The organism is Palleronia rufa (genome assembly GCF_000743715.1).
GTDB classification, from domain to species: domain Bacteria; phylum Pseudomonadota; class Alphaproteobacteria; order Rhodobacterales; family Rhodobacteraceae; genus Palleronia; species Palleronia rufa.
In genome coordinates this window covers 329,486-351,647 of the sequence record NZ_JQEY01000002.1, presented here as the reverse complement: position 1 = coordinate 351,647, position 22,162 = coordinate 329,486, and the positions used below count along the sequence as shown (strand labels likewise).

The following is a 22,162-nucleotide window of genomic DNA, read 5'->3' as shown; positions in this document are numbered from 1 at the left end:
AGCCCGGCTATCTGCATGTCGACGTGAAATACCTGCCGCAGATGCCGGACGAGCAGCGGCGACGCTACCTCTTCGTGGCGATTGACCGTGCGACCCGATGGGTCTTCGTCCGCATCTACCCAGCGAAGACGGCCGCCAACGCGCGCCGCTTCCTGCGTGACCTGGAGCGCGCCGCGCCGATGAAGATCACACGTGTTCTCACCGACAACGGCAAGGAGTTCACCGACCGGCTGTTCGGCCTGCGCAAGCGCGCGGCCACGGGCAACCACGAGTTCGACCGCCTCTGTGCCGACCTCGGGATCGAGCATCGCCTCGCACCACCGATGCGGCCGCAAACCAACGGCATGGTGGAGCGCTTCAACGGGCGGATCGAGGACGTCCTGCAGAGTCATCGCTTCCGATCAGGCGAGGACCTTGAGCAGACGATCCTGCGCTATGTCCGCCTCTACAACGGCCAGCTCCCGCAATCCGTCCTGAAGGGCAGAACGCCTATCGACGCCCTCAAGGACTGGCATCGCCAAAAGCCAAGGCTCTTCAAAAAGCGGCCATACAATCAAGCGGGATCTGACACCTGAACTCTTCCGCGCGCAATTCCCGAAGGAACGAACAACAGAAGGATTGACGAACGATGCCCGCCTAAAGAACCAACGATACGCGCTCGGATCGGATGCCAGAGCAATAGCCGACGAGAACCCGGCGGATCAGCAGTTCGCAATCGTCTCGGTTCAGCCATACCAATCCGATCAGCTTGCACTGCCCGACCTGTCGCATAGCAATGATGCCCGGACGCCCGCTGCCCTTACATGTCCTCACCGAAACGGGTGGCGACAAGGGTTTGCAGAGCATCTGCCAAGGTCTCCGCATCGGGACCGTCCGTCTCGATCTCAATCGTGGTGCCGCGATGGGCTGCAAGCATCAGGAGCCCCATGATACTGTCGCCAGAGGCCGACTGCCCATCGCGATGCACCATCGCGGTCGCGTCATGGGCCTCGACCACCTCGACGAGTTTCGCGGACGCCCGGGCATGAAGTCCTTTTTCGTTCACGATCTCCAGACTGCGGCGCACCATTCAGCCGTGGCCACTTGCCAGGCGCAGATCCGACGGCTGTTCGCCGGGAGAGCCCAGATACTTGCGCCCGCCCATGACGCTGATCGCGACGGCCTCGCTCAGCGGCAGATGGCGCGACTTGGCAAGCACGATCAGCACCGCCAGGTTGACGCCATAGACATTCATGCGCCCGGGCGGGCGGCAAGCCTCCTTGCTGAGGTTCGACGGCGAGCCGCCGTGCAGGTCGGTCGCCAGGATCACCCCATGACCTTGATCGACGGCATCCGCGGCCGAACAGATCTCGGTGCTCTTCTGCATCCTGTCGCATTCGGGCTCCACGCAGACGGCGCGCACGCCGTCCTGCGGACCGACCACATGTTCGAGCGCGGCGAGCAGTTCCCGCGCCAGGCCCCCATGGGCGACAATGACGATGCCGATCACGTCTCCGAACTCCTGCCCTGGGCCGGCGCGATGGCGGCGCGCCGCTCAAGCTCCCTGTGTCGAGTTGACACGCGCCAACCGGCCGCTGCAAGGGCCTTGGCCAGCCATTCTGCCACGGCAACCGACCGGTGTTGCCCTCCGGTACAGCCCAGCGCAACCGAGAGATGAGCCTTGCCCTCTTCCATATAGGCCGGGAGAAGTGTCAGGATCAGATCCCTGATCCGGGCCGAGGCATCGGCGAATCGCGGATCCCCGGCGATGTAGGCCATGACATCGCCATCGCGCCCATCCTTGTCGCGCAGCGTCGGTTCCCAGTGCGGGTTGCGCAGGAATCGCAGGTCCAGCACCAGATCGACGCCCTGGGGCAGACCGCGCTTGTAGGAAAAGCTCTGCACCGACAGGGCCAGACCGGGCGCGCCGCCATGATGAAAGAGACGCTCGACCTCTTCCCTGAGATCGTGCGGAGACAGATCCGATGTGTCGATCAGGACCGTCGCCCGGGCCCGGACCGGCTGGAGAAGCTCGATCTCGCGCTCGATCCCGGCGCCCGGAGTCTCCTGGGGGGCCAGGGGGTGGCGGCGGCGGGTCTCCGAGTACCGGTTGACCAGCACATCGCGGCGCGCGTCCAGGTACAGGATATCCGCGGCAACCTGCGGATCGCCGGTCAGGCGGTCGTCCAGGAGCAGCACCGCCTGCGTGGAGAAATCGCGGTTCCTGGCGTCGATGCCCAGCGCAAGCGGCCGTGCGTCCCCGTCGGTGGTCAGCAGACGGTCGACCAGCGACAAGGGCAAGTTGTCGATCGCCTCGAACCCCATGTCTTCGAGCACGTGGATCGCGGTGGTCCGGCCCGCGCCGGAGGGTCCGGTGACCAGAACCACGCGTGTCTGGCGGGCCGGGGCGTTCACGGGCGCGACCGGCGAAGGCAGACCGGCCGCAGCGCGCCGTTCTGGCATCGGGCCGCGGTGCGGACAGATGTGCTGCAAATTGCCGCGCGGAAAATCATGGCGCCGGAACCAGCCCCTCCTTGAGTATCTGAATGAGAACATCGGCAAGATAGGGGTGGCCGGCGCCGAGCACCAGCGTGACGTCGATACCCAGAATGTCGCGGGTGCGGTGTGGCGGCAGGCGTCCGGGCTCCGCAAGGTCCAGGTCGGCGATCACTGTCAAGGGGGCGGGCGGTCCGGGCTCGGCCCGCAGGAGACCCACGCCCCGCGCCTCGATCAATCCCAAAATCGCCGCGGGCGCCCAGGCCACGACGTTTTCGCCGCGACGGGCGACACAGGTGCGATCGTCCGCCAGGAGCCGCGCGCCGCGCGCCATCAGCGCAAGCGCCAGTGCCGATTTTCCGGCCCCCGCCCGGCCCTCGATCAGCGCGCCCCTGCCCTGCCATGACACCGCGCTTGCATGAAGGGTCACGGGCGCGGACGTCATACCGGCAGGCCGACCACGAACCGCGCGCCCATCGGCGCCGACGCAGGCCCCGGCGGGTCGGAAACGATGTTCTCGGCCCAGATGACACCGCCGTGGGCCTCGACGATCTGCTTCGAGATCGCCAGCCCGAGACCGGAATTGTTGCCGAACTGGTTCTCGGGGCGCTGCGAATAGAACCGCTCGAAGATGCGGGTGAGTGCGGTCTCCGGGATCCCCGGGCCGGTGTCCTCGACCACGACCAGCACCCTGTTGTCGCGGCGGCGGGCCCAGACGCGGATCGTGTCGCCGGGTCCGCAGAACGAGATCGCGTTGGAGATCAGGTTCACGAAGACCTGCGCAAGCCGGCTTTCGAGCCCGTCGAGCAGGATCGGCTCCGCCGGAAGGTCGGCGATGAAATCGAGCCCCGCCGCGCGCGCATCCCGTCCCATGTGATCGGCCAGGCTGGACAGGACGGCAAGCAGGTCGAACCGGTCCTCCACCTCCTTCACCAGTTCGCTGTCCAACCGCGACGCGTTCGAGATGTCGGTCACGAGCCGGTCCAGCCGGCGGACGTCATGCTCGATGATTTCGAGCAGCCGGTCGCGGTGCTCCTGCTTCGCGACGCAGCGTAGGGAGCCCACGGCCGATCGCAGCGAGGCCAGCGGGTTCTTGATCTCATGCGCGACGTCGGCGGCGAATTCCTCATTCGCGTCGATACGGTCGTAGAGTGCCGCCACCATGCCCCTGAGCGCGGCGGACAGGCGCCCGATCTCGTCCGGCCGCGACGACAGGTCGGGGATCTTCACACGGCTGGGATGCAGGGTGGGGTCCGCCCTGTCCCGTCCAACCTCAGCCGCGGCGGCCAGATCGGACAGGGGATTGGCGATGGTCGAGGCAAGAACGAGGCTGAGGCCGATGGACACCAGGATGGCGATGACGAACATCTGCAACACCTGCTCGCGCTCAGACCGGATCAGGTCGTCGAGTTCGCCCGCGCCGCTGGTCAGCGCGACCGCCCCCATGACCTCTCCGCCGGAGACAATGGGCGTCGCAACGGCGAAAACGCTCGACCCGCCCTGCGCCAGACCGCTTTCCACATGGGTGGCGCCCTCCAGGCTGCGGGCGACAAGCCGATTGGCGAGCCGTTCGCTCTCCGCGGCGCCGATCCGCGCATCGGCGTCCTCGAAAACGCGCGCGCCGAAGCTCCATCCCGTATCGAGCGCATCGGTGATCAGGGTCGAGCCGATGTCGCGCGCCGGCGCGACCGCTTCCGGCAGACCCGCCCGTGCCAGGCCGATGGACGTGGCCAGCAGCCGTCCGGCGGCGTCGAAGACATAGACCTCTGACGGGCCGGAGAGATCGAGCGCCCGCACCGTTCCGGCGGCATCGACACCGTCGCCCAGGCGCGCGCCGGGGCGCATCTGCGCCTCGAACACATCGGCGACCAGCTGCGCCTCTGCGACCAGGCTGGCCTCCCGCTGGAACACCAGACTGTCGCGGAACGGGTTCAGAAAGAGAACGCCGGCGACCAGGATCAGCATCGCCAGGAGGTTGAAGCCGATGATCTTGCGCGCAAGCGGCGAGCGGTTGATCGAGATCAGCCGACGGCGCGCGCGCGCCGGCCGGGTGCGGAGTCCGGGGCCGGACCGGATCTTTCCGGCCGCCGTCCCCGACCCGTCCGTGGTATCCTCCGACAGATCGGACACCATGACCATGGCGTCACTCTTCGTTGTAGCGGTAGCCGATACCGTAGAGGGTCTCGATCGCCGAGAACCCTTCGTCCGCGGTGCGCATCTTCTTTCTCAGCCGCTTGATGTGGCTGTCGATGGTGCGGTCGTCCACGTACACCTGGTCGTCATAGGCGACATCCATGAGCTGATCGCGGGATTTCACGAAGCCGGGCCTCTGGGCCAGGGATTCCAGCAGCAGGAACTCCGTCACCGTCAGGGACACGTTCCGGCCCTTCCAGGTCACCGTGTGCCGGGCCGGGTCCATGGACAGCGCCCCGCGGCACATGGGCTGGCGCGCGTCCGCGACGGCGACCTCCTCACCGTTGAGCACGTCCTGCCGGCGCAGCAGCGCGCGGATCCGCTCAACCAGGAGCCGCTGCGAAAACGGCTTTTTCACGTAGTCGTCCGCGCCCATCCTCAGGCCGAGAACCTCGTCGATCTCATCGTCCTTGGAGGTCAGGAAGATCACCGGCATGGCCGTCTTCTGACGCACCCGCTGCAGCAGATCCATGCCGTCCATCCGCGGCATCTTGATGTCGAACACCGCCATGTCCGGCATCTTCTTGTTGAACGCGTCCAGCGCCTGCTGACCGTCGCTATAGGTCTCGACCTCGAAGCCTTCCGCCTCAAGGGTCATCGCGACGGACGTCAGGATGTTCCTGTCGTCGTCCACGAGAGCGATCCTCGACATCGGGATGTCCTTTTACTGCGCGACTGTGCCTGTCCGCCTCAATCTGGCCTTTTCCCGGCCTTGGAACCGACTAGACACCAGTTTCCGCGAATCATGGAGTTCCAGCCCGACCAGAAGAGGCGGAAATAGTTGAGGGCGACTTAATTGCACTAGTGGGTCGAAAAAGGATGATGGCGCTAAAACGGATCTGGTGGCGCTAAACGCACTGGTCTCGGGCGGCGCCCATGCTAACAAGTCATGTCCCCGAAGGACGATTTCGGGCAATATTCGTACTCACCCGCCAGACAATCAGGACCTGAATATGACCGACGGACGCGTCAACCCGAACCATACGCTCGACCACCAGGGCATCTCCGGGCTCGGCTCCGTCCGGTACAACCTCACGGAACCCCAGCTGATCGAAGCAGCACTTGCCGCGAGCGAAGGGCAGCTGGGACAGGGCGGCACGCTGCTGGTGGCGACCGGCAAGCACACGGGGCGATCCCCAAAGGACAAGTTCGTGGTCCGCACCCCGTCGGTGGAGGACCAGATCTGGTGGGAGAACAACGCGCCCATGGATCCGGCCAGCTTCGACGCGCTCAAGGCCGACATGATCGCGCATATGGAAGGGCGCGACTACTTCGTGCAGGATCTCTACGGCGGCGCCGACCCCGCGCACCGGCTCGACGTGCGGGTGGTGACGGAGCTCGCCTGGCATTCGCTCTTCATCCGGCACCTGCTGCGCCGGCCGGATCCGGCGTCGCTCGACACGTTCACACCCGATTTCACGATCATCAACTGCCCCAGCTTCAAAGCCGACCCGAAGCGTCACGGCTGCCGGTCGGAGACGGTGATCGCGATCAATATGGACGATAAGACCATCCTGATCGGCGGCACGGAATATGCGGGCGAGAACAAGAAGTCGGTCTTCACCCTTCTAAATTATCTGCTGCCCGAAAAGGGCATCATGGCCATGCACTGCTCGGCCAACCACGCGCCGGGCAACCCCATCGACACGGCCGTGTTCTTCGGTCTGTCCGGCACCGGCAAGACCACGCTCTCGGCCGATCCGGGGCGGGTGCTGATCGGCGACGACGAGCACGGCTGGTCGGACCGCGGCACGTTCAATTTCGAAGGCGGGTGCTATGCCAAGACCATCGGGCTCGACCCCACGGCAGAGCCGGAAATCTACGCCACCACCCGGCGTTTCGCCACGATCATCGAGAACATGGTCTACGATCCCGCCACCCGGGAGCTGGACTTCGACGATGCGAGCCTGACCGCCAACATGCGCTGCGCCTATCCGCTGCACTACATCTCGAACGCGTCGGAAACCGCTCTGGGCGGCCATCCCAAGAACGTCATCATGCTCACCTGCGACGCGTTCGGCGTCCTGCCCCCCATCGCCCGCCTCACGCCCGCCCAGGCGATGTACCATTTCCTGTCCGGCTTCACCGCCAAGGTCGCCGGCACGGAGCGCGGCGTCACGGAACCGCAGCCGACATTTTCCACCTGCTTCGGCGCGCCGTTCATGCCGCGTCGGCCGGAAGTCTACGGTGAGCTTCTGAAACAGAAGATCGCCAAGCACGGCGCCACCTGCTGGCTGGTCAATACCGGCTGGACCGGCGGCGCCTTCGGCGAAGGCGCGCGGATGCCGATCAAGGCCACGCGCGCGCTTCTGTCTGCGGCCCTGGACGGCACGCTGGACCACGCGCCGTTCCGCAAGGACCCGAACTTCGGTTTCGAGGTTCCGACCACCGTGGCAGGCGTGCCGGACATTCTTCTGAACCCCCGAAGGACCTGGGACGAGCCGGAGGCCTATGATGCGCAGGCCCAAAAGCTGGTGCGCATGTTCTCAGAGAATTTCGCGCAGTATGAAGGGCATATCGACGAGGACGTGCGCGCCATCGCCCTTGGCTGACGCCGCCGACCGGCCCCTTCCTCCGGGACGAACGCCCGTGGTCCTGTCTGTCGCGGTCACGGGATCGGGAACATTGCACCGCGCTCTGCTTTGAGTCTCTGCGCCGGTTCGGCGCGGCCAGTGTAATCATTCTTGAGGACGCCCCATGAACACACGGACCCGCCGCCTGCTGCTCGGCACGGCACTCACCCTTCCGCTTGCGACCGCCGGCTATGCCCAGACGATCGAAATCGACGAGGCACAGCTCAACGAAAAGTCGGAGGCCTGCCAGAGCCTTGGGCAGGCCGTGATGGAGATGGACGGCCAGTCCGGCGATGCCGACCCGCAGGAGGTCGTGACCGCGATCAACGACGATGTGGAAGAGACGTGCTCGACCCTTGCCGGTCAGGTCGCCGCCGCAGCAGGGAGCGCCCAGGAGGCCGCACCGGCATCGGACGGTCAGCCCGCTGCCGACGATCCCGCCGCCGGGGCGGACGGCGGATCGGCACCGGAGGCCGGGTCCGCGGGCGATGCCCCGCCGGAAGGCGACGCCGGAAATGCGCAGAGCGGATCGGCGTCCGGCGATAGCCAGGAGTCGATGCAGTCGTCCGATACCGCGCCTGCCGCCGAAGACCCTGCGACCGGGGCGGACGGCGGATCGGCACCGGAGGCCAGCGCGCAGGATGCCGCTCCGTCAGAGGGCGCCGGCTCGTCGGGCGGAGAGGCCGCACCCGACGACAGCGCCTCCGGCACGCAGGAAGACGCAGCGTCCGACAGCGACACCGGCCAGGACGATGCGTCCGGACAGGACGGATCGGCGCAGGACGGCCAGTCCGGTCAGTCCGGCCAGAGTGCCGCACCGGCCCAGGATGAGGCCGCGGGAGATCAGGAAAGCGCATCGGCCACCGAGAGCGAAAGCGCGTCGGAAGAGGTCACCGCCACCAGTGAGGTGCAGGCCGTGGCTCAGGCGACCGTGCCCGATCCGGAGGTCAGCGTCGATGTGCCCGGCCCCACCGTCCGCGTGACCCAAGGCCAGGCGCGCGTCGCCATCGACCAGGCGGCACCCGAAATCGAGCTTGAGCAGCCGCAGCCCACGGTCAGCGTGGAAATCCCGGAGCTTGTGGTTCGCGTCGAAATTCCCGCGCCAAAGGTGTATGTCTTGCGAGCCGATCCGTCGGTTTCGGTAGAGACCGACAAGCCGCAGGTCGAGGTCGAGCAAGGTCAGCCCACTGTCAGCGTGACCCAGGCCGATCCGTCGGTGAATATCGCCCTGGCCGAAGGCGAAGATGCCGAACCCCAGACCGGCGACACCGGTGGCGGCGACACGGCCTCCGCCGGAGGCGACGGCGGCGGCTCTGCGGACGGCGCGGCCGCCGAGGGCAACGTCACCACCAGTTCCGGCGAGGCGACGGTCGAGATCGTAGAGACCCCGGATGCCCAGCCGGATGTGCAGGTGTCCAGCGCGGATCCTACCGTGACCTACGCCGGCGCCGAGCCCAAGGTAGATGTCACGTTCACGCAGCAACCGACTGTGGAGGTCTCCCAGTCCGGCGAGGCGAGCGTGACCATGGAAACCGCAGAGGAACGTCAGGCGCGAAAGGCCCGGCAATCCTCTGACGGCGGGGGCAGCGCGGCGGACGCGCAGCAGCAGGCGTCCTCCGATACCTCCGGCGAAGGGTCCGGAGATACGTCGCAGGCGAGCGACGGGGGATCCTCGGCGCAGCAGCCTGCCGACCAGCAGGCCGCAGAGCCGCCAGCGGATCCGTCGTCCTCGGGTGACAACGCGTCCAGCGAGCAGCCGGCAGCGGCACCGGCGCAGGACCAGCCCGCAGAAGGATCGTCCGGTCAGGACGCATCGTCCGGACAGGCCCCTGCCGAGGGTGGGTCCACAGATGCCACTGGCGGCACTGACCAGTCCTCCGGCGGACAGGCGGCGTCCATGAGCGGCGGCGCGCTGATGGCAAGCGACCTGCTGGGAATGGACGTGGTGACATCGAACGGCGACAATCTTGGCGCTCCTTCTGCAGTCATCGAAATGGATGGCGAGCAGATGCTTGTCGTCGGCAGCGGCGGCTTTCTCGGCCTCGGCGAAAAGGAGGTGCCGGTGCCGCTGTCGGATGTCTCCGTCGAGGGCGGGCAGATCGTCCTACAGGACATGACGGAGCAGCAGATCGAACGCGCCTCGAACTTCGAGTTCAACGCCGATCAGGAACTACCCGACGATACAGAGGTCTCCGTCGGCAACTGAGAGACGCGGGCGCGCTCTTCCGGGCGCGCCCTACCCCAGAAGTCCACGGCGGATCAGATTGAGGCCCGCCACCAACAGGACAGCCAGCGTCCAGCGCCGGAAACGTCGCGGATCCAGCCGGTCTCCGAACCGGAACCCGGCCCACATTCCCAGAAACGCCGGAACCAGCAGTATCGCCGAAAGCGGCACCGTCTCCGCATTGAGCACACCGGACCGCAGGTGCCCGGCCAGCAGCGTTATCGCGCCCATCGCATAGACGACACCCTGCACGGCCATCTGCCGGGTGCGCCCAACGCCCAGCGCCAGAAGGTAGAGCACGGTCGGCGGTCCCCAGTTGCCCGCCACCCCGCCGATGGTTCCCGTCACCAGCCCTACCGCCGGATCGGCCCAAGCCCGGCTGGTCGGCGCGACGGTCGGCCTCCAGCCGATCAGTTGCACCACCGACAGGCCAAAGACCGGCAGGCCGATGGCCAGATAGGCGGCCTCCGCCGAAATCTGCACCAGGAATTGTGCCACAACGAACACCATCGTGCAGGCCACCAGGATATACAGCCAGAAATCCCGTGCCGCGGCCAGCGCCTCGGACCTGCCCGCGCGGGCGACCTGAAGCAGGTTCGACGCAACGGTGGGGATCACCAGTCCCGCGACGGCCAGTCGTGGCTCCATCACCATGGACATGCCGGACACCATGATGAGAGGCATGGCGAACCCTACCGCACCCTTGACGAACCCCCCGGCCAGCGTAACCGCGAAAGAGAAGGCGAGAACCGCGGGAGACAGCAGATCGGTCAGCATGGCTTGTGGTAGCGCAGGCCCGCGCCCCGTGCAGCCGGTTTCTGTCTGCGTCACAATCGTACTTGCAGGGGGTTCTGCGCGAAATCTTCTTGCGCGCTCGCTGCGACCGCGCTACGCCGCTTCGCAAACGCAGAAAGACGGAGCCCCCCAAATGCCCGATGGCCAGGATCTCACCCGCCCCACCCCTGCGACGGAGTTGCTGGACGACCTTGTCGGACTGACCGGCGCGGCTGTGCCCGCCGCAGAAGCGTTGCTGGATGCCGCTACCGCCGCGCTGCGCGATCTGGTGGTCAGGGACGGGCGCGCCTCTGGTGACGCGATCGACACCCACCAGCACGCCGCCCACGGGCTTGCCTGGCTGGCGACCTACACGGAGGCGTTGCGCCAGATGCAGGGCTGGGCCACCCGGCTGACCGAAACGGGCACCTTCGGTGAGGTCGAGGGGCTGATCCTGCAGATCGCCTTCGGGGAATACCTTGCCCAGATGCGCGGCGGGATTCCGATGAGCCAGGGAGAGATCCTGCGTCCCGCCGATCTGGGCATCGACGCCGCCCCGCTCGCCACCGATGCGGTCGAGACGCTGATCGCCGGGGGCAACTCCCAGGCCGCGCGCAGCCGCCTTGTGGATCTGATGCAGGAGCGGTCGGCGGAGATCACCGTGGGCCGCTCGGGGCTCGACGATGAGCTTGAGATGATCCGCGAACAGTTTCGCCGCTTTGCCGTGGAAAAGGTCGAGCCCCACGCCCACGGATGGCATCTGCGCGATGAGTTGATCCCGATGGACGTGGTCCGGGAGATGGCCGAAATGGGCGTCTTCGGCCTGACCATCCCGGAGGAATACGGCGGGTTCGGCCTGTCCAAGGCGTCCATGTGCGTCGTGTCCGAAGAGCTGTCGCGCGGATATATCGGCGTCGGCTCGCTCGGCACCCGCTCAGAGATCGCGGCAGAGCTGATCCTCTGCGGCGGTACCGAAGAGCAAAAGCAGAAGTGGCTCCCGGGCCTTGCCAGCGGTGAGATCCTGCCGACGGCGGTCTTCACCGAACCCAACACCGGCTCTGACCTGGGGGCCTTGCGCACCCGCGCGGTCAAGGACGGGGACGGCTGGACCATCACCGGCAACAAGACCTGGATCACCCATGCCGCGCGCACCCATATGATGACGCTTCTGGCGCGCACCAATCCGGGCACGACGAATTACGCCGGCCTGTCGATGTTCCTGGCCGAAAAGACCCCCGGCACCGACGACGCCCCGTTCCCGGATGCCGGCATCACCGGCGGCGAGATTGCGGTCCTGGGCTATCGCGGCATGAAGGAGTACGAACTTGCCTTCGACGGGTTCGAGGTCACGGGCGACAACCTTCTGGGCGGTGAGGAAGGCCGCGGCTTCAAGCAGCTGATGGAGACTTTCGAAAGCGCCCGTATCCAGACGGCCGCGCGGGCCATCGGCGTGGCCCAGGCGGCGCTCGACGTGGCCATGCGCTACGCCGTCGACCGCAAGCAGTTCGGCAAGTCGCTGATCGACTTTCCGCGTGTCTCCGGCAAGCTGGCGATGATGGCGGTCGAGATCATGCTGGCACGACAGCTCACCTATTTCTCGGCGTTCCAGAAGGACAACGGCCGCCGCTGCGACCTGGAGGCCGGGATGGCCAAGCTTCTGGGCGCGCGCGTCGCCTGGGCGGCGGCCGACAATGGGCTGCAGATCCACGGCGGCAACGGCTTCGCGCTGGAATACAGCGCCAGCCGGATCCTCTGCGACGCGCGGATCCTAAACATCTTCGAAGGGGCCGCCGAGATCCAGGCGCAGGTCATCGCCCGCCGCCTGCTCGACACCCGCAACTGAGACCGTGCGCGCCATGGCGATCCGCCACGCCTATTCGATGATCTCGTCCGGCCCGACCCCCCAGAGCGCAGCCTTTTCCGCCCAGCCCTTGTACCCGTCCTTGCGGATCCGGCACCAGTCCGGAACGCAGCTGTCCACACGGGCGACGACCCCGCGCCGGGCGATGGCCACCTCCGGCGCGTCCGCGACGGGCTTCATCCTGAGCGGCACCTCATCGGCCTCGACCAGAACCGTCCTGACCCCCGAAAGCAGCGAGTAATGGATCCAGCCCCCCTGCCCGTCCCGGTCCTCCACCCGCCGCCAGTTGCCGTATTCCGCGGTGATCAGCAGCGGCAGGTCGCGCACCCTGTAGACCCAGTCGATCCGGTGCGTCCGGGACGGCCCGCGGCGGACGTTCGCCTCGCTGGCCTTCATCGACACGAAGCGCGGCAGCGGCAGGTTCGTCTCCGGCCCGAGGATCTGCTGCGCACGCGCCCCCGCCGCGCCGAGCGCCATGGCGATCGTCACGGCCAGCACGGCAAGGGCCGCCATCTTTCTGCGTTTCGCCATGTTCCGGCCTGAACCCGCTGTCATCCTGCCTTCCGCCGTTGGCGGATCCGGGGTCTTCGGCTTGTGCCCGGCCCCGTTCGCCGTCACCTTGCGCCAAACCGCAAGAGATGCAAATTCACGAGGAGGAGTGCATGTCCGCTGATCGCCTGAGTGTTGTCGTCACGCGACGCTTGCCCGAGAAGGTCGAGGCCCGCCTGTCGGAACTCTTCGACGTGGAGTTGCGTACCGACGATGCGCCGATGACGCGGGACGCGCTGACAGAGGCGGTCGGGCGGGCGGACGTGCTTGTGCCAACCGTCACGGACAGGATCGACGCGGGCCTTCTGGCACGGGCGGGCGAGCGGCTGAAGCTGATCGCGCATTACGGCTCCGGCGTGGACAATATCGACGTGGCGACGGCCCGGCAGCGCGGGATCCTGGTGTCCAACACGCCGGGCGCCTCCACCGACGACACGGCCGACATGACGATGGCGCTGATGCTGGCCGTGACCCGCCGGATCCCGGAGGGACTGGCCACGATGCAGGCGGGCGAATGGACCGGCTGGGCGCCCAACGCGCTTTTGGGGGGGCGCATCGCCGGACGCCGGATCGGCATCCTGGGACTGGGGCGGATCGGTCAGGCCGTGGCCCGTCGCGCGCGCGCCTTCGGGATGCAGATCCATTACCATAACCGCCGCCCGGTCAGGGACAGCATCGCGCGTGAGCTCGACGCCACCTATCACGACAGTCTCGACCACATGATCGCGCGCATGGATGTGGTCAGCGTGAACTGCCCGCATACGCCGTCCACCTTCCATCTGCTGAACGCGCGGCGGATCGGGCTGATGAAGCCCACGGCGGTGCTGGTGAACACCTCCCGCGGGGAAGTGGTGGATGAGAACGCGCTCGCCCGCGCGCTGGAACAGGGCCGGATCGCCGGCGCGGGGCTGGACGTCTTCGAGCATGGCGCAGAGGTCAATCCGGCGCTACGCGGATTGCCCAACACGGTCCTGCTGCCGCACATGGGATCGGCCACGGTGGAAGGCCGCGCCGAAATGGGGGAAAAGGTCATCATCAACATCAAGACCTTCGCCGACGGTCACCGCCCCCCCGACCAGGTCGCGCCGCAAGATCTCTGACCCGCAGAGCGGCCCCTGAGGGTCGCCCGGCGGCCGGGGAACAGAGCGCCCCGCGGTGTCATTCTTCGTGTCGGCGCCCGCCCGACGATCCGCCGGAACAGGGCCCGGACCCTTTCTGGAGCCGACCGAAAGCCGCCCGGCGACCTGCGTTGCCGGGACGTCACGCGACTTTCGGGTCGCCGGCGTCCGCGTCGTCCGCCTCGGAGATGTGCATGATCGCGGCGTAGATCAGGCCAGACCCGTCCCGCACCGCATTGCAGCGACAGCGCATGACGGGCATGTCGGCGCCATCGTTGGACACGGAGTAGACGTAGTCCTGCGCCCGGCCGGACAGCGCCAGGTCCAGCCGCTGCTTCTTGCGGACCTGGAAATGGCCGCAGCCGATGACCTCCAGCAGGTGCTTGCCGGCCATCTGCTCGGGCAGCAGCCGACGGTACGTGGCCTCTGCGGAACTGACGGCAAGATAGCGCTTGTCCTGACCGACAGCCGCAAGCCGTCCGGCCGATCCGGTGATCAGCCGCGCCAGATCCCGGCCCTCCATCACGTCCGGAAGCTGCTCCGGAACGGCGGCGCGCCGCGTCGCAAGCTCTGCAAGGTCGGGCAGCCCCGCATGTCGATACCTGGTCAGCAGGTCCGCCACACGGTCGAACTCAGCGCGTCCGACCGCGCCGTGCTCCAGCCGCCGCGCGGCAAAGAAATCGATCATCTCGTCCAGCTCGGAAACCGACGCGGGCTCATGTGCCACGATCCGTTCCATCAGGTTCGCGGTCAGTCGCAAAAGCGCCGCCGGGCGGCGGATGGAGTCTCCGTGGGACAGGGCCGCCCTCAACTGGGCATCGCACAGCCGAAACGAGGCGCTCAACTCGGTAAAACGCGTTACAATTCCCATAATGTCTCTTTGTTAAAACAGTACTATTTCCAAGTCTTACCGTTTTACGGATAGAGGCCTGCGGCAAGTGGAAACCCGCCTAGTGTCTCATCCGAAAGATCAAGGTTTCGCTATCTTATGGGCTACTTAGCCCATTCGTTGCAGAGACGGTGACGCCCGCAACCGGAGGGATCAATCCCGGCGACGCGAAAGCCCGGCGAAGCTGTGGCCCGGGCGCCTCAGCGATAGACCTGATCCTCGCCCGGGAAGGAGCGGTCCCGGACGTCCGTCGCATAGGCTTTCACGGCCGCTTCGATCTCTTCCCCGAGACGGCCGTAGACCTTGACGAATTTCGGCGCCTGCTCGCCAAGGCCCAGCATGTCCTCCAGCACCAGGATCTGGCCGTCGCACTCCGCCGATGCGCCGATGCCGATGGTGGGAATGGCGACGGCGCGGGTGATCTTCCGCGCCAGCGGCTCGACCACCCCTTCGACGACCACGGCGAAGGCACCGGCCTCGGCCACCGCGCGCGCGTCCTCGATATGGAGCGGCCAGCTGTCTTCGTTGCGCCCTTGCGTCTTGAACCCGCCCATGACGTGGGACGACTGCGGTGTCAGGCCGATATGCGCCATCACCGGCACGCCGCGCTCGGTCAGGAAGCGGATCGTTTCCGCCATGCGCTTGCCGCCCTCCAGCTTGACCGCGCCGCACTGGGTTTCCTTGAGGATCTTCGCGGCATTGCGGAACGCCACGCCGGGGCTCTCCTCATAGCTGCCGAACGGCATGTCCACGACGACCAGCGCCCGCCGCGTGCCGCGCACCACGGCGCGCCCGTGCATGATCATCAGCTCCAGCGGCACGCCCACGGTGGTCTCCATGCCGTGCATCACCATCCCCAGCGAGTCGCCCACCAGGATGAAATCGGCGTAGCGGTCCACGATGGCCGCCGTGTGTGCGTGATAGGACGTGAGCGACACGATCGGCTCCCCGCCCTTGCGCGCGGCGATCTGGGGGACGGTCACGCGGCGGACGGGGGGCTTGGTTTCGGTGCTCATGCGGGCCTCTTCGGGGTTGCGACCAGGTTGTCGATGAGTAGCACGTCGCCGAACGCGACGGCCAGCAGGATGACCACCGGGGCGTCGGGCCTGTCGGGCACCTGCGCCAGGCTCTGCGCGTCGCGAATGTCGACCGACCGGACCAGTGCCAGGTCGGCGTCCGCCAGCGCGGCGCGGATCGCATCCTGCGCGGCGGCGACGCCCCGGCCCGCCTCCAGCGCCGCCTGCCCGGCCAGAAGCGCGCGGTAGAGGGCCGGCGCCTGGGCGCGTGCGGCGGCGGTCAGGCGCACGTTGCGCGAGGACAGGGCAAGCCCGTCGCACTCCCGCCGGGTCGGCATGCCGCGGACCTCCACTCCGATGTCCAGATCGCGGACCATGCGGCGGATCACGCAAAGCTGCTGATAGTCCTTCTGCCCGAAATAGGCGCGATCCGGCCGGGTCAGGTTGAAAAGCTTGGTCACAACCGTCGCCACGCCCCGGAAATGGCCGGGCCTGAGCGCCCCGATCAGGACGCCGGCCAGTTCGGTGGTCTCGACGACAGTCTCCGCGTCCTCGGCGTACATCTCTCCGGGTTCCGGCAGGAACACCGCATCGACGTTCTCCGCCCGCAGCAGCGCCAGGTCGCGGTCGGTGTCGCGCGGGTAGCTGGCCAGATCCTCCGTCGGGCCGAACTGGGTCGGGTTGACGAAGATCGTGGCGATCACCCGGTCCGTCTCGGCCCGGGCGGCGCGGATCAGGGACAGGTGCCCGTCGTGCAGGTAGCCCATGGTCGGCACCAGCCCGATGCGCGCGCCGCGAAGGCCCAGATCGGTCCGCGCCGCCCGCAGCTCGGCCTTGGTTCGGCAGATGCGCATGGGTCCCCTCCCCGGATGCCGTCGCTCACCCTATATGGCGCGCGCCGGGCGGGGCCAAGCCGATCGCGCCGCCGGTTGACAGCTGTCGACATGGGCGTATAAGCCGCCGCTTGTTGGTGTTGGTGGCCCCCGCAAGGGGATGCCTGTCGGCCTGCGGGCAAAGGACAACGCCCTTTTGAAATGTCAGAAGGAGATCAGCCGTGACCAAACGCACGTCTGCCAAGTACAAGATCGACCGCCGGATGGGCGAGAACATCTGGGGCCGGCCCAAATCCCCGGTCAACCGCCGCGAATACGGCCCCGGCCAGCACGGCCAGCGCCGCAAGGGCAAGATGTCCGACTTCGGCCTGCAGCTTCGCGCCAAGCAGAAGCTCAAGGGCTATTACGGCGACCTGACCGAGAAGCAGTTCCGCCGCATCTATGCCGAGGCGGAGCGGATGCGCGGCGACACCGGCGAGCAGCTCATCGGCCTGCTTGAACGGCGCCTGGATGCGGTGGTCTACCGCGCCAAGTTCGTGCCCACCGTGTTCGCCGCCCGGCAGTTCGTGAACCACGGCCACGTGACCGTGAACGGCCAGCGCGTGAACATCCCGTCCTACCAGGTGCGCGAAGGCGACGTGATCGAGGTGCGCCAGAAATCCAAGCAGCTTGCCATGGTCATGGAGGCCGCCGGCCTGCCGGAGCGCGATGTGCCCGACTACCTGGACGTGGACCATTCCAAGATGGTGGCGACCTTCACGCGGACGCCGGGCCTGGGCGACGTGCCCTACCCCGTGCAGATGGAGCCGAACCTGGTCATCGAATACTACGCCCAGAACTGAGCACAGGACGCGGTCCCAAGGGACCCGTCCCGCTGTTTTTTCGGGCCGTGCCGCGGGGCGCGGCCCTTTCGCGTCCACGGCGCTCTTTCCCGGGAACACTTTAGCGCTGCCGTTGCGACAAGCGGCGGCTTGTCGTGGCTTCCGGACGGTGCCCCCGCCCCGGCCGGACCTGACCGGTACCCGACTGTGTCCCCTGCGTCTCCTTCTTGCCGTTGTGAGCCTCCTGGCCCTTGCCCTGCCGGCCCCCGGCGACGTGTTGGAAAGCCCGTCCGGCCAACGCTTCCAGGCCCGCGGGTGGTTCTGGACGGCATCTCCCCGGCGACGCGGCAGGCGATCCCGTCGCTGTTCCTTGGGGTCGTGCTGGGCGCGTGGTTCACCTGCGGCATGTCGGTCCCGGGCATCTGGTCCGGACTGCTCGACACCATCCAGATCTAAGCGCTGGAGGCCCTGGTCCCCCGGGCGGCTACAAGAACCGTACAGATCATCGACTTCACACCGATGAATGGGCGGCATGATCGGCAACGGCCGGCGCTTATGCGATGGTCGGCGCCACTGGCCGGGATTTCGGCCCCATGCGCAAGGCCAGACAGCGTGCTTGGCACGAGGGCTAGCCGATGCGGGACGGCACCAGCGTCGATACCGCCGATGAGGAAGAGGGCGGAGAAGTGCTCTACCTCAAGGACGGCGTTCCGCTGCGGTCGATCAACGCGGTCCTGGCCATCGGCAAGCTGATCGTGATCGTGGCGGCGGGGATCTACGTCGCCGCAGAGGGCGGGTCGGTCCGCGCGATCACCGACTCTGCCGACGGCTACACCGCGCTGGTCTGCGCGGCGCTCGTATCGTTGGCGCTGGCGGCGGGCCTGTCCATCGGACAAGGCATCGTGTCGGCGAAGGAAACCTTGGGCGCCCGGTTCGCGGGCCTCAGATCCGTCCTTTTCGTGATGGTTGCCCGTCCGCCGAGTGACCCGTGGCCGGGAGCGGCGCCGGCGCTATTTGACGACCACACCCAAGTTTCGGAGAACCGCGATGCCCAATCTTGCCCTTGTGACCGGAGCCTCTTCGGGCATCGGCCGTGCGCTGGCCCGGCTCCACGCCGCCAGGGGCGGCGATCTCATTGTCACCGCGCGGCGAGAGCCGGAGCTGGAGGCGCTGAAAAACGAACTCGAAAGCGCCCACGGGACGGCCGTGCATGTGCGCAGCATGGATCTGGGCGCCCCCGGCGCGGCAGAGGCGCTGTGCGACAGGCTGGACGCGGACGGGCTGGTTCCCGACATCCTGGTGAACAACGCGGGCTTCGGTGGGCACGGCCGCCACGTGGAGCGCCCGCTGGAGCGCGAACTTGCGATGATCGATGTCAACGTCAAGGCGCTGGTCGCGCTGTGCCACCGGATCGGCGGCGCCATGGCCGCGCGCGGCTCCGGACGGATCCTGAACATCGGCTCCTCGGCGGGGATGATGCCCGGGCCGGGACAGGCGATCTATTTCGCCACGAAGGCCTTCGTGAACTCGTTCTCCCAGGCTCTGGACCAGGAATTGCGGCCCCGGGGCGTCACCTGCACGGTGCTGGCGCCGGGCTACGTGGAGACCGAATTCGCGGATGTCGCGGACCTGCGGGGCACGATGCTGACCAAGTCCGGGATGCGCACGCCCGAACAGACGGCCCGCGCGGGCTACGATGCGATGATGGCCGGCCGGCTTGTCGCCTACGACCGTGCCGCGATCCGGCTGGCGCTGGACTGGCTGCTGCCCCTGGCGCCGCGCCGCGCGGTCCTGGCAACGGTCGAACGCACGCAGCGCAAGTAGCCCGCCCCCTGCCCTCTGGTCCGACGGTCCGTCCGCCGCTATGACGGCCCGGAGCAGGAGACCGCGACCCATGACCCACGCCATAGAGCCCAAGCCCGGCATCCTCCAGATCGCGCCTTATCAGGGTGGGGCGAGCCATGTGCCGGGCCGGTCGGAGGTGGTGAAGCTGTCGTCGAACGAGAATCCGGCGGGTCCGCCGGAATCGGCCCGGGAGGCGCTGAAGAAGGTCGCGCATCTGCTGCACCGCTACCCCTCCACCGACCATGCGGCCCTGCGCCGCGCGATAGCAGAGACTCACGGTCTGAAAGCCGGGAACATCATCTGCGGCGCCGGATCCGATGAGCTGATCCACATGCTGTGCACCGCCTATACCGGTCCGGGGACGGAGGTCATCCACACCGAGCACGGATTCGCCATGTACCGCCTGTCGGCGCTGGCTGCCGGGGCCACGCCTGTGGAGGTGGCCGAGCATGAGCGCAAGGTGGACGTGGACCGCATCCTGGAGGCGGTGACCTTCCGCACCCGGCTGGTGTTCGTGGCCAATCCCGCCAACCCGACCGGCACCATGCTCGGCTCGAACGACATCGGGCGCCTGGCGGCCGAATTGCCCGAGAACGTGCTGCTGGTGCTGGACGGCGCCTATGCCGAATACGTGGAGGGCTACGACGGCGGCGCGCGGCTGGTGGCAGAGCGTGAGAACGTGGTCATGACCCGCACCTTTTCCAAGATCTACGCTCTGGGGGGTCTCAGGGTCGGCTGGGCCTACGGGCCGCCCCATGTGATCGACGTCCTGGACCGGGTGCGGGGTCCGTTCAATCTGGGCACGCCGCAGCTGGTGGCGGCGGAGGCCGCGGTGCGCGACCGCGGTTTCGTGGACCGCTCCCGCGCGGAGAACGCGCGGCTGCGGACCTGGCTCGCCAAGGCGCTGGCCGAGATCGGCGTGATGTCCGACACCTCGACCGCCAACTTCGTTCTTGCCCGCTTCGACAGCGCCGATGAGGCCGTGGCGTGCGAGGCATATCTGCGCGCGGACGGTCTGCTGGTACGGCTGGTGGCGGGCTACAAGCTGCCGCACTGCCTGCGCATCACCGTGGGGGATGAGCCGTCGTGCCGCCGCGTGGTCCACGCCATCGCCCGGTTCAAGGGCCAGGACGGGTGACGGTACGGGCCGCAGCGCTGGCGCTCTGCGCGCTGGCCACGGCGGCCGCGGCCGACGCGCCGACGGCGAGCCAGCGGCCCGAACCGCGCGCCGAGGCACCGGCGGTCATCAGCTCCCCCCGGCCCGACGCACGCCCCCCCTCGATCCTGCGGCGCGCCGCCGACGCGCTGACTGGCGGCCGCAGCACCGCGCCCGGCTCGGTCTGCGGAGACGCGGCGATCCGGGGCGTGCCCATCGCGCCGATCCCGGGGCGGATCAGCGCCTGCGGCCTTGCCCGGCCGGTCAGTGTCACGAAGGTGTCAGGCGTGCGCCTGTCGCGGCCCGCCACCATGGATTGCCCCACGGCCCGGGCCCTCAACACCTGGGTGGCCGCATCCGTTCGCCCCGCACTGGATCAGGTCGCCGGCCTGGAGGTCGCGGCGCATTACACCTGCCGGACCCGCAACAACGTCGCCGGGGCCAAGGTCTCTGAACACGGAAAGGGCCGCGCCGTCGACATCTCGGGCTTCCGCATGGCCGATGGGAGCACGGTGACGGTGCTGGATGGCTGGACGGACAGCCGCATCGGTCCGGCGCTCCGGCGAATCCATCAAGGCGCCTGCGGCCCGTTTGGAACCGTACTGGGCCCCGATGCGGATCGCTATCACCAGGACAACTTGCATCTGGATACCGCACGCTACAGATCCGGCAGCTACTGCCGCTAGGCGCGTTCCGGCGCGCGCTTTTCGGCCACGGCAGTGTCCGCCGATCCCAGAAAATTGCCCAGCGTCTTCAGCCCGTCCACATTGTCGCAGATCACCTTGACGATCACCAGGAACGGCACCGCCATCAGCGCTCCGGCGATCCCCCAGAGCCATCCCCAGAACACCACCGTCGTGAATACGGACACGGTATTGAGCTTGAGCGACCGGCCCAGGATCGCCGGCGTGATGATCTGCCCCTCCAGCGATGTCGCCGCAAGATAGGCCGCGGGGGCCAACATGGCCTGACTCACCGGGTCCAGCGTGACGAGCGCATAGCCCGCCACCAGCACCGTTCCGGCCACCGCGCCGATGAAGGGCAAAAAGTTCATCGCGAAGGCCGCGATTCCCCAGATGAAGGCATTGGGCAGCCCGATCCACCATAGAGCCAGGAAGATCACGCATCCAAGTCCCGCGTTGATCAGCATGATCGTCAACAGGTAGTGCGAGATCGCGCGCTCGACCCCGTAGACGATCTTCAGCGCCCGTTTCTTGTCCGACAGACGCGGATAGGATTCGACGATCTTGGCGTAGAACATGTCTCCGGAGGCCAGCACGAAGAGCGCCAGGACCAGCGCGACGGAGATCGTCGTGGCGATGGAGGCCGCATAGCTGGCGGCCGAGTTCAGAAGCCCCGGCTGCTCCAGCGTGACGGTCTGGACCGCGCCCTTGTCGGTCTGGGACGTGATTTCATCGACCTGGTCCGACGCCTCCTTGACCTTCTCGACGGACCGGAACAGCCCTTCCAGCTTGTTGCGGATCTGGTCACCCAGTGCCGGTGCGTCGTCGATCCAGGTCGAAACCGGGCCGGCCATTCCGTAGCCCGCCGCCGCCAGGGTTGCACCCAGGGCCATGATCAGCGCCACGGCCGTGATCGGAGGCGGGATGCCGGCCCGCCGGGCCCCGCGCACCAGCGGGCTGAGGGTCAATGCGAGCATCAGCCCCAGGATGATCGGCAGCAGCATGCCACGCGCGAAGAAGAACGCGATGATGACGCCCAGAATAGCGATGACGGTTAGCAGCGACCGGATGCGCTGCAACTCCCGCAGGTCCGGCGCGATGCCGGATGGGCCTTGAACGGAAGGACCTTGGGGGTCGGGGATGTCTGGCAAC

General features: G+C 67.5%; 22 protein-coding genes. 10 read left to right on the top strand and 12 right to left on the bottom strand.

Going from position 1 to position 22,162, the window contains the following annotated elements:
- Nucleotides 1–575 (top strand): DDE-type integrase/transposase/recombinase (locus KW83_RS05810; protein WP_036175927.1); only part of this gene is annotated, 575 nt, incomplete at its 5' end.
- 224 nt (nucleotides 576–799) lie between these two features.
- On the opposite strand, the gene KW83_RS05805 is transcribed toward KW83_RS05810, so the two are convergent.
- The 6 genes from KW83_RS05805 to KW83_RS05780 are packed head-to-tail and all read right to left on the bottom strand — an operon-like array spanning nucleotide 800 to nucleotide 5,320.
- On the bottom strand, nucleotides 800–1,069 hold the full coding sequence (locus KW83_RS05805) for an HPr family phosphocarrier protein (RefSeq protein WP_036175924.1): 270 nt from the start codon (nucleotides 1,067–1,069) through the stop codon (nucleotides 800–802).
- A complete protein-coding gene (locus KW83_RS05800) occupies nucleotides 1,070–1,489 on the bottom strand; it encodes a PTS sugar transporter subunit IIA (RefSeq protein WP_036175921.1) in 420 nt (139 codons plus the stop codon). It lies immediately after the preceding gene.
- Nucleotides 1,486–2,442 carry an RNase adapter RapZ gene (gene rapZ, locus KW83_RS05795; protein ID WP_051928303.1) on the bottom strand — a complete coding sequence of 319 codons (957 nt, stop codon included), beginning with the start codon at nucleotides 2,440–2,442 and terminating at the stop codon, nucleotides 1,486–1,488. The genes KW83_RS05800 and rapZ overlap by 4 nt, the downstream gene beginning before the upstream one ends.
- 46 nt (nucleotides 2,443–2,488) lie before the next feature.
- Nucleotides 2,489–2,905, bottom strand: coding sequence for an HPr kinase/phosphorylase (locus KW83_RS05790; protein WP_235191366.1), 417 nt, complete (start codon nucleotides 2,903–2,905; stop codon nucleotides 2,489–2,491).
- Between the two features lie 11 nt (nucleotides 2,906–2,916).
- Nucleotides 2,917–4,614, bottom strand: a complete 1,698-nt coding sequence (locus KW83_RS05785; protein ID WP_036175915.1) for a sensor histidine kinase — start codon at nucleotides 4,612–4,614, stop codon at nucleotides 2,917–2,919.
- Nucleotides 4,615–4,618: 4 nt separating this feature from the next.
- Nucleotides 4,619–5,320 carry a response regulator transcription factor gene (locus KW83_RS05780; RefSeq protein ID WP_036175912.1) on the bottom strand — a complete coding sequence of 234 codons (702 nt, stop codon included), beginning with the start codon at nucleotides 5,318–5,320 and terminating at the stop codon, nucleotides 4,619–4,621.
- A 301-nt stretch (nucleotides 5,321–5,621) separates the two neighbouring features.
- Between KW83_RS05780 and KW83_RS05775 the strand changes: the two genes are divergently transcribed.
- Both KW83_RS05775 and KW83_RS05770 read left to right on the top strand, forming a co-directional pair.
- The gene (locus KW83_RS05775; RefSeq protein WP_036175909.1) at nucleotides 5,622–7,220 is read left to right on the top strand and encodes a phosphoenolpyruvate carboxykinase; all 1,599 of its coding nucleotides are present in this window, start codon (nucleotides 5,622–5,624) and stop codon (nucleotides 7,218–7,220) included.
- 145 nt (nucleotides 7,221–7,365) lie between these two features.
- On the top strand, nucleotides 7,366–9,447 hold the full coding sequence (locus KW83_RS05770; RefSeq protein ID WP_036175907.1) for a PRC-barrel domain-containing protein: 2,082 nt from the start codon (nucleotides 7,366–7,368) through the stop codon (nucleotides 9,445–9,447).
- A 30-nt stretch (nucleotides 9,448–9,477) separates the two neighbouring features.
- Here the strand turns inward: KW83_RS05770 and KW83_RS05765 are convergent, their stop codons facing one another.
- Nucleotides 9,478–10,242, bottom strand: a complete 765-nt coding sequence (locus tag KW83_RS05765) for a sulfite exporter TauE/SafE family protein (RefSeq protein WP_036175905.1) — start codon at nucleotides 10,240–10,242, stop codon at nucleotides 9,478–9,480.
- Nucleotides 10,243–10,393: 151 nt separating this feature from the next.
- Here KW83_RS05765 and KW83_RS05760 point away from each other — a divergent pair, with 151 nt between their 5' ends.
- Nucleotides 10,394–12,082 carry an acyl-CoA dehydrogenase family protein gene (locus KW83_RS05760; RefSeq protein WP_036175903.1) on the top strand — a complete coding sequence of 563 codons (1,689 nt, stop codon included), beginning with the start codon at nucleotides 10,394–10,396 and terminating at the stop codon, nucleotides 12,080–12,082.
- A 30-nt stretch (nucleotides 12,083–12,112) separates the two neighbouring features.
- Here the strand turns inward: KW83_RS05760 and KW83_RS05755 are convergent, their stop codons facing one another.
- On the bottom strand, nucleotides 12,113–12,631 hold the full coding sequence (locus KW83_RS05755; RefSeq protein WP_235191365.1) for an SH3 domain-containing protein: 519 nt from the start codon (nucleotides 12,629–12,631) through the stop codon (nucleotides 12,113–12,115).
- 131 nt (nucleotides 12,632–12,762) lie between these two features.
- Here KW83_RS05755 and KW83_RS05750 point away from each other — a divergent pair, with 131 nt between their 5' ends.
- Nucleotides 12,763–13,749: a 2-hydroxyacid dehydrogenase gene (locus KW83_RS05750; protein ID WP_036175890.1), complete on the top strand. Its 987-nt coding sequence runs from the start codon at nucleotides 12,763–12,765 to the stop codon at nucleotides 13,747–13,749.
- A gap of 160 nt (nucleotides 13,750–13,909) precedes the next feature.
- Here KW83_RS05750 and KW83_RS05745 read toward each other — a convergent pair whose 3' ends face one another.
- From KW83_RS05745 to panC, 3 genes are all read right to left on the bottom strand, one after another.
- On the bottom strand, nucleotides 13,910–14,638 hold the full coding sequence (locus KW83_RS05745) for a hypothetical protein (RefSeq protein ID WP_152563487.1): 729 nt from the start codon (nucleotides 14,636–14,638) through the stop codon (nucleotides 13,910–13,912).
- Nucleotides 14,639–14,856: 218 nt separating this feature from the next.
- On the bottom strand, nucleotides 14,857–15,672 hold the full coding sequence (gene panB, locus KW83_RS05740) for a 3-methyl-2-oxobutanoate hydroxymethyltransferase (RefSeq protein WP_036175884.1): 816 nt from the start codon (nucleotides 15,670–15,672) through the stop codon (nucleotides 14,857–14,859).
- Nucleotides 15,669–16,526 carry a pantoate--beta-alanine ligase gene (gene panC / locus KW83_RS05735; RefSeq protein WP_036175881.1) on the bottom strand — a complete coding sequence of 286 codons (858 nt, stop codon included), beginning with the start codon at nucleotides 16,524–16,526 and terminating at the stop codon, nucleotides 15,669–15,671. Before panC ends, panB begins: the two co-directional genes overlap by 4 nt.
- A 200-nt stretch (nucleotides 16,527–16,726) precedes the next feature.
- Between panC and rpsD the strand changes: the two genes are divergently transcribed.
- From rpsD to KW83_RS05715, 5 genes are all read left to right on the top strand, one after another.
- Nucleotides 16,727–17,347, top strand: a complete 621-nt coding sequence (gene rpsD, locus KW83_RS05730; protein WP_036175878.1) for a 30S ribosomal protein S4 — start codon at nucleotides 16,727–16,729, stop codon at nucleotides 17,345–17,347.
- A 294-nt stretch (nucleotides 17,348–17,641) separates the two neighbouring features.
- Nucleotides 17,642–17,782 carry a hypothetical protein gene (locus KW83_RS20895; protein ID WP_161785456.1) on the top strand — a complete coding sequence of 47 codons (141 nt, stop codon included), beginning with the start codon at nucleotides 17,642–17,644 and terminating at the stop codon, nucleotides 17,780–17,782.
- A 591-nt stretch (nucleotides 17,783–18,373) separates the two neighbouring features.
- A complete protein-coding gene (locus tag KW83_RS05725; protein WP_036175875.1) occupies nucleotides 18,374–19,150 on the top strand; it encodes an SDR family NAD(P)-dependent oxidoreductase in 777 nt (258 codons plus the stop codon).
- Between the two features lie 70 nt (nucleotides 19,151–19,220).
- Complete coding sequence (gene hisC, locus KW83_RS05720; RefSeq protein WP_036175872.1) at nucleotides 19,221–20,309, top strand: histidinol-phosphate transaminase; 1,089 nt, start codon at nucleotides 19,221–19,223, stop codon at nucleotides 20,307–20,309.
- A complete protein-coding gene (locus KW83_RS05715) occupies nucleotides 20,306–21,013 on the top strand; it encodes an extensin-like domain-containing protein (RefSeq protein ID WP_051928289.1) in 708 nt (235 codons plus the stop codon). The genes hisC and KW83_RS05715 overlap by 4 nt, the downstream gene beginning before the upstream one ends.
- Here KW83_RS05715 and KW83_RS05710 read toward each other — a convergent pair.
- Nucleotides 21,010–22,161 carry an AI-2E family transporter gene (locus KW83_RS05710; RefSeq protein ID WP_036175869.1) on the bottom strand — a complete coding sequence of 384 codons (1,152 nt, stop codon included), beginning with the start codon at nucleotides 22,159–22,161 and terminating at the stop codon, nucleotides 21,010–21,012. The genes KW83_RS05715 and KW83_RS05710 overlap by 4 nt on opposite strands.
- Nucleotide 22,162: the final 1 nt, after the last annotated feature.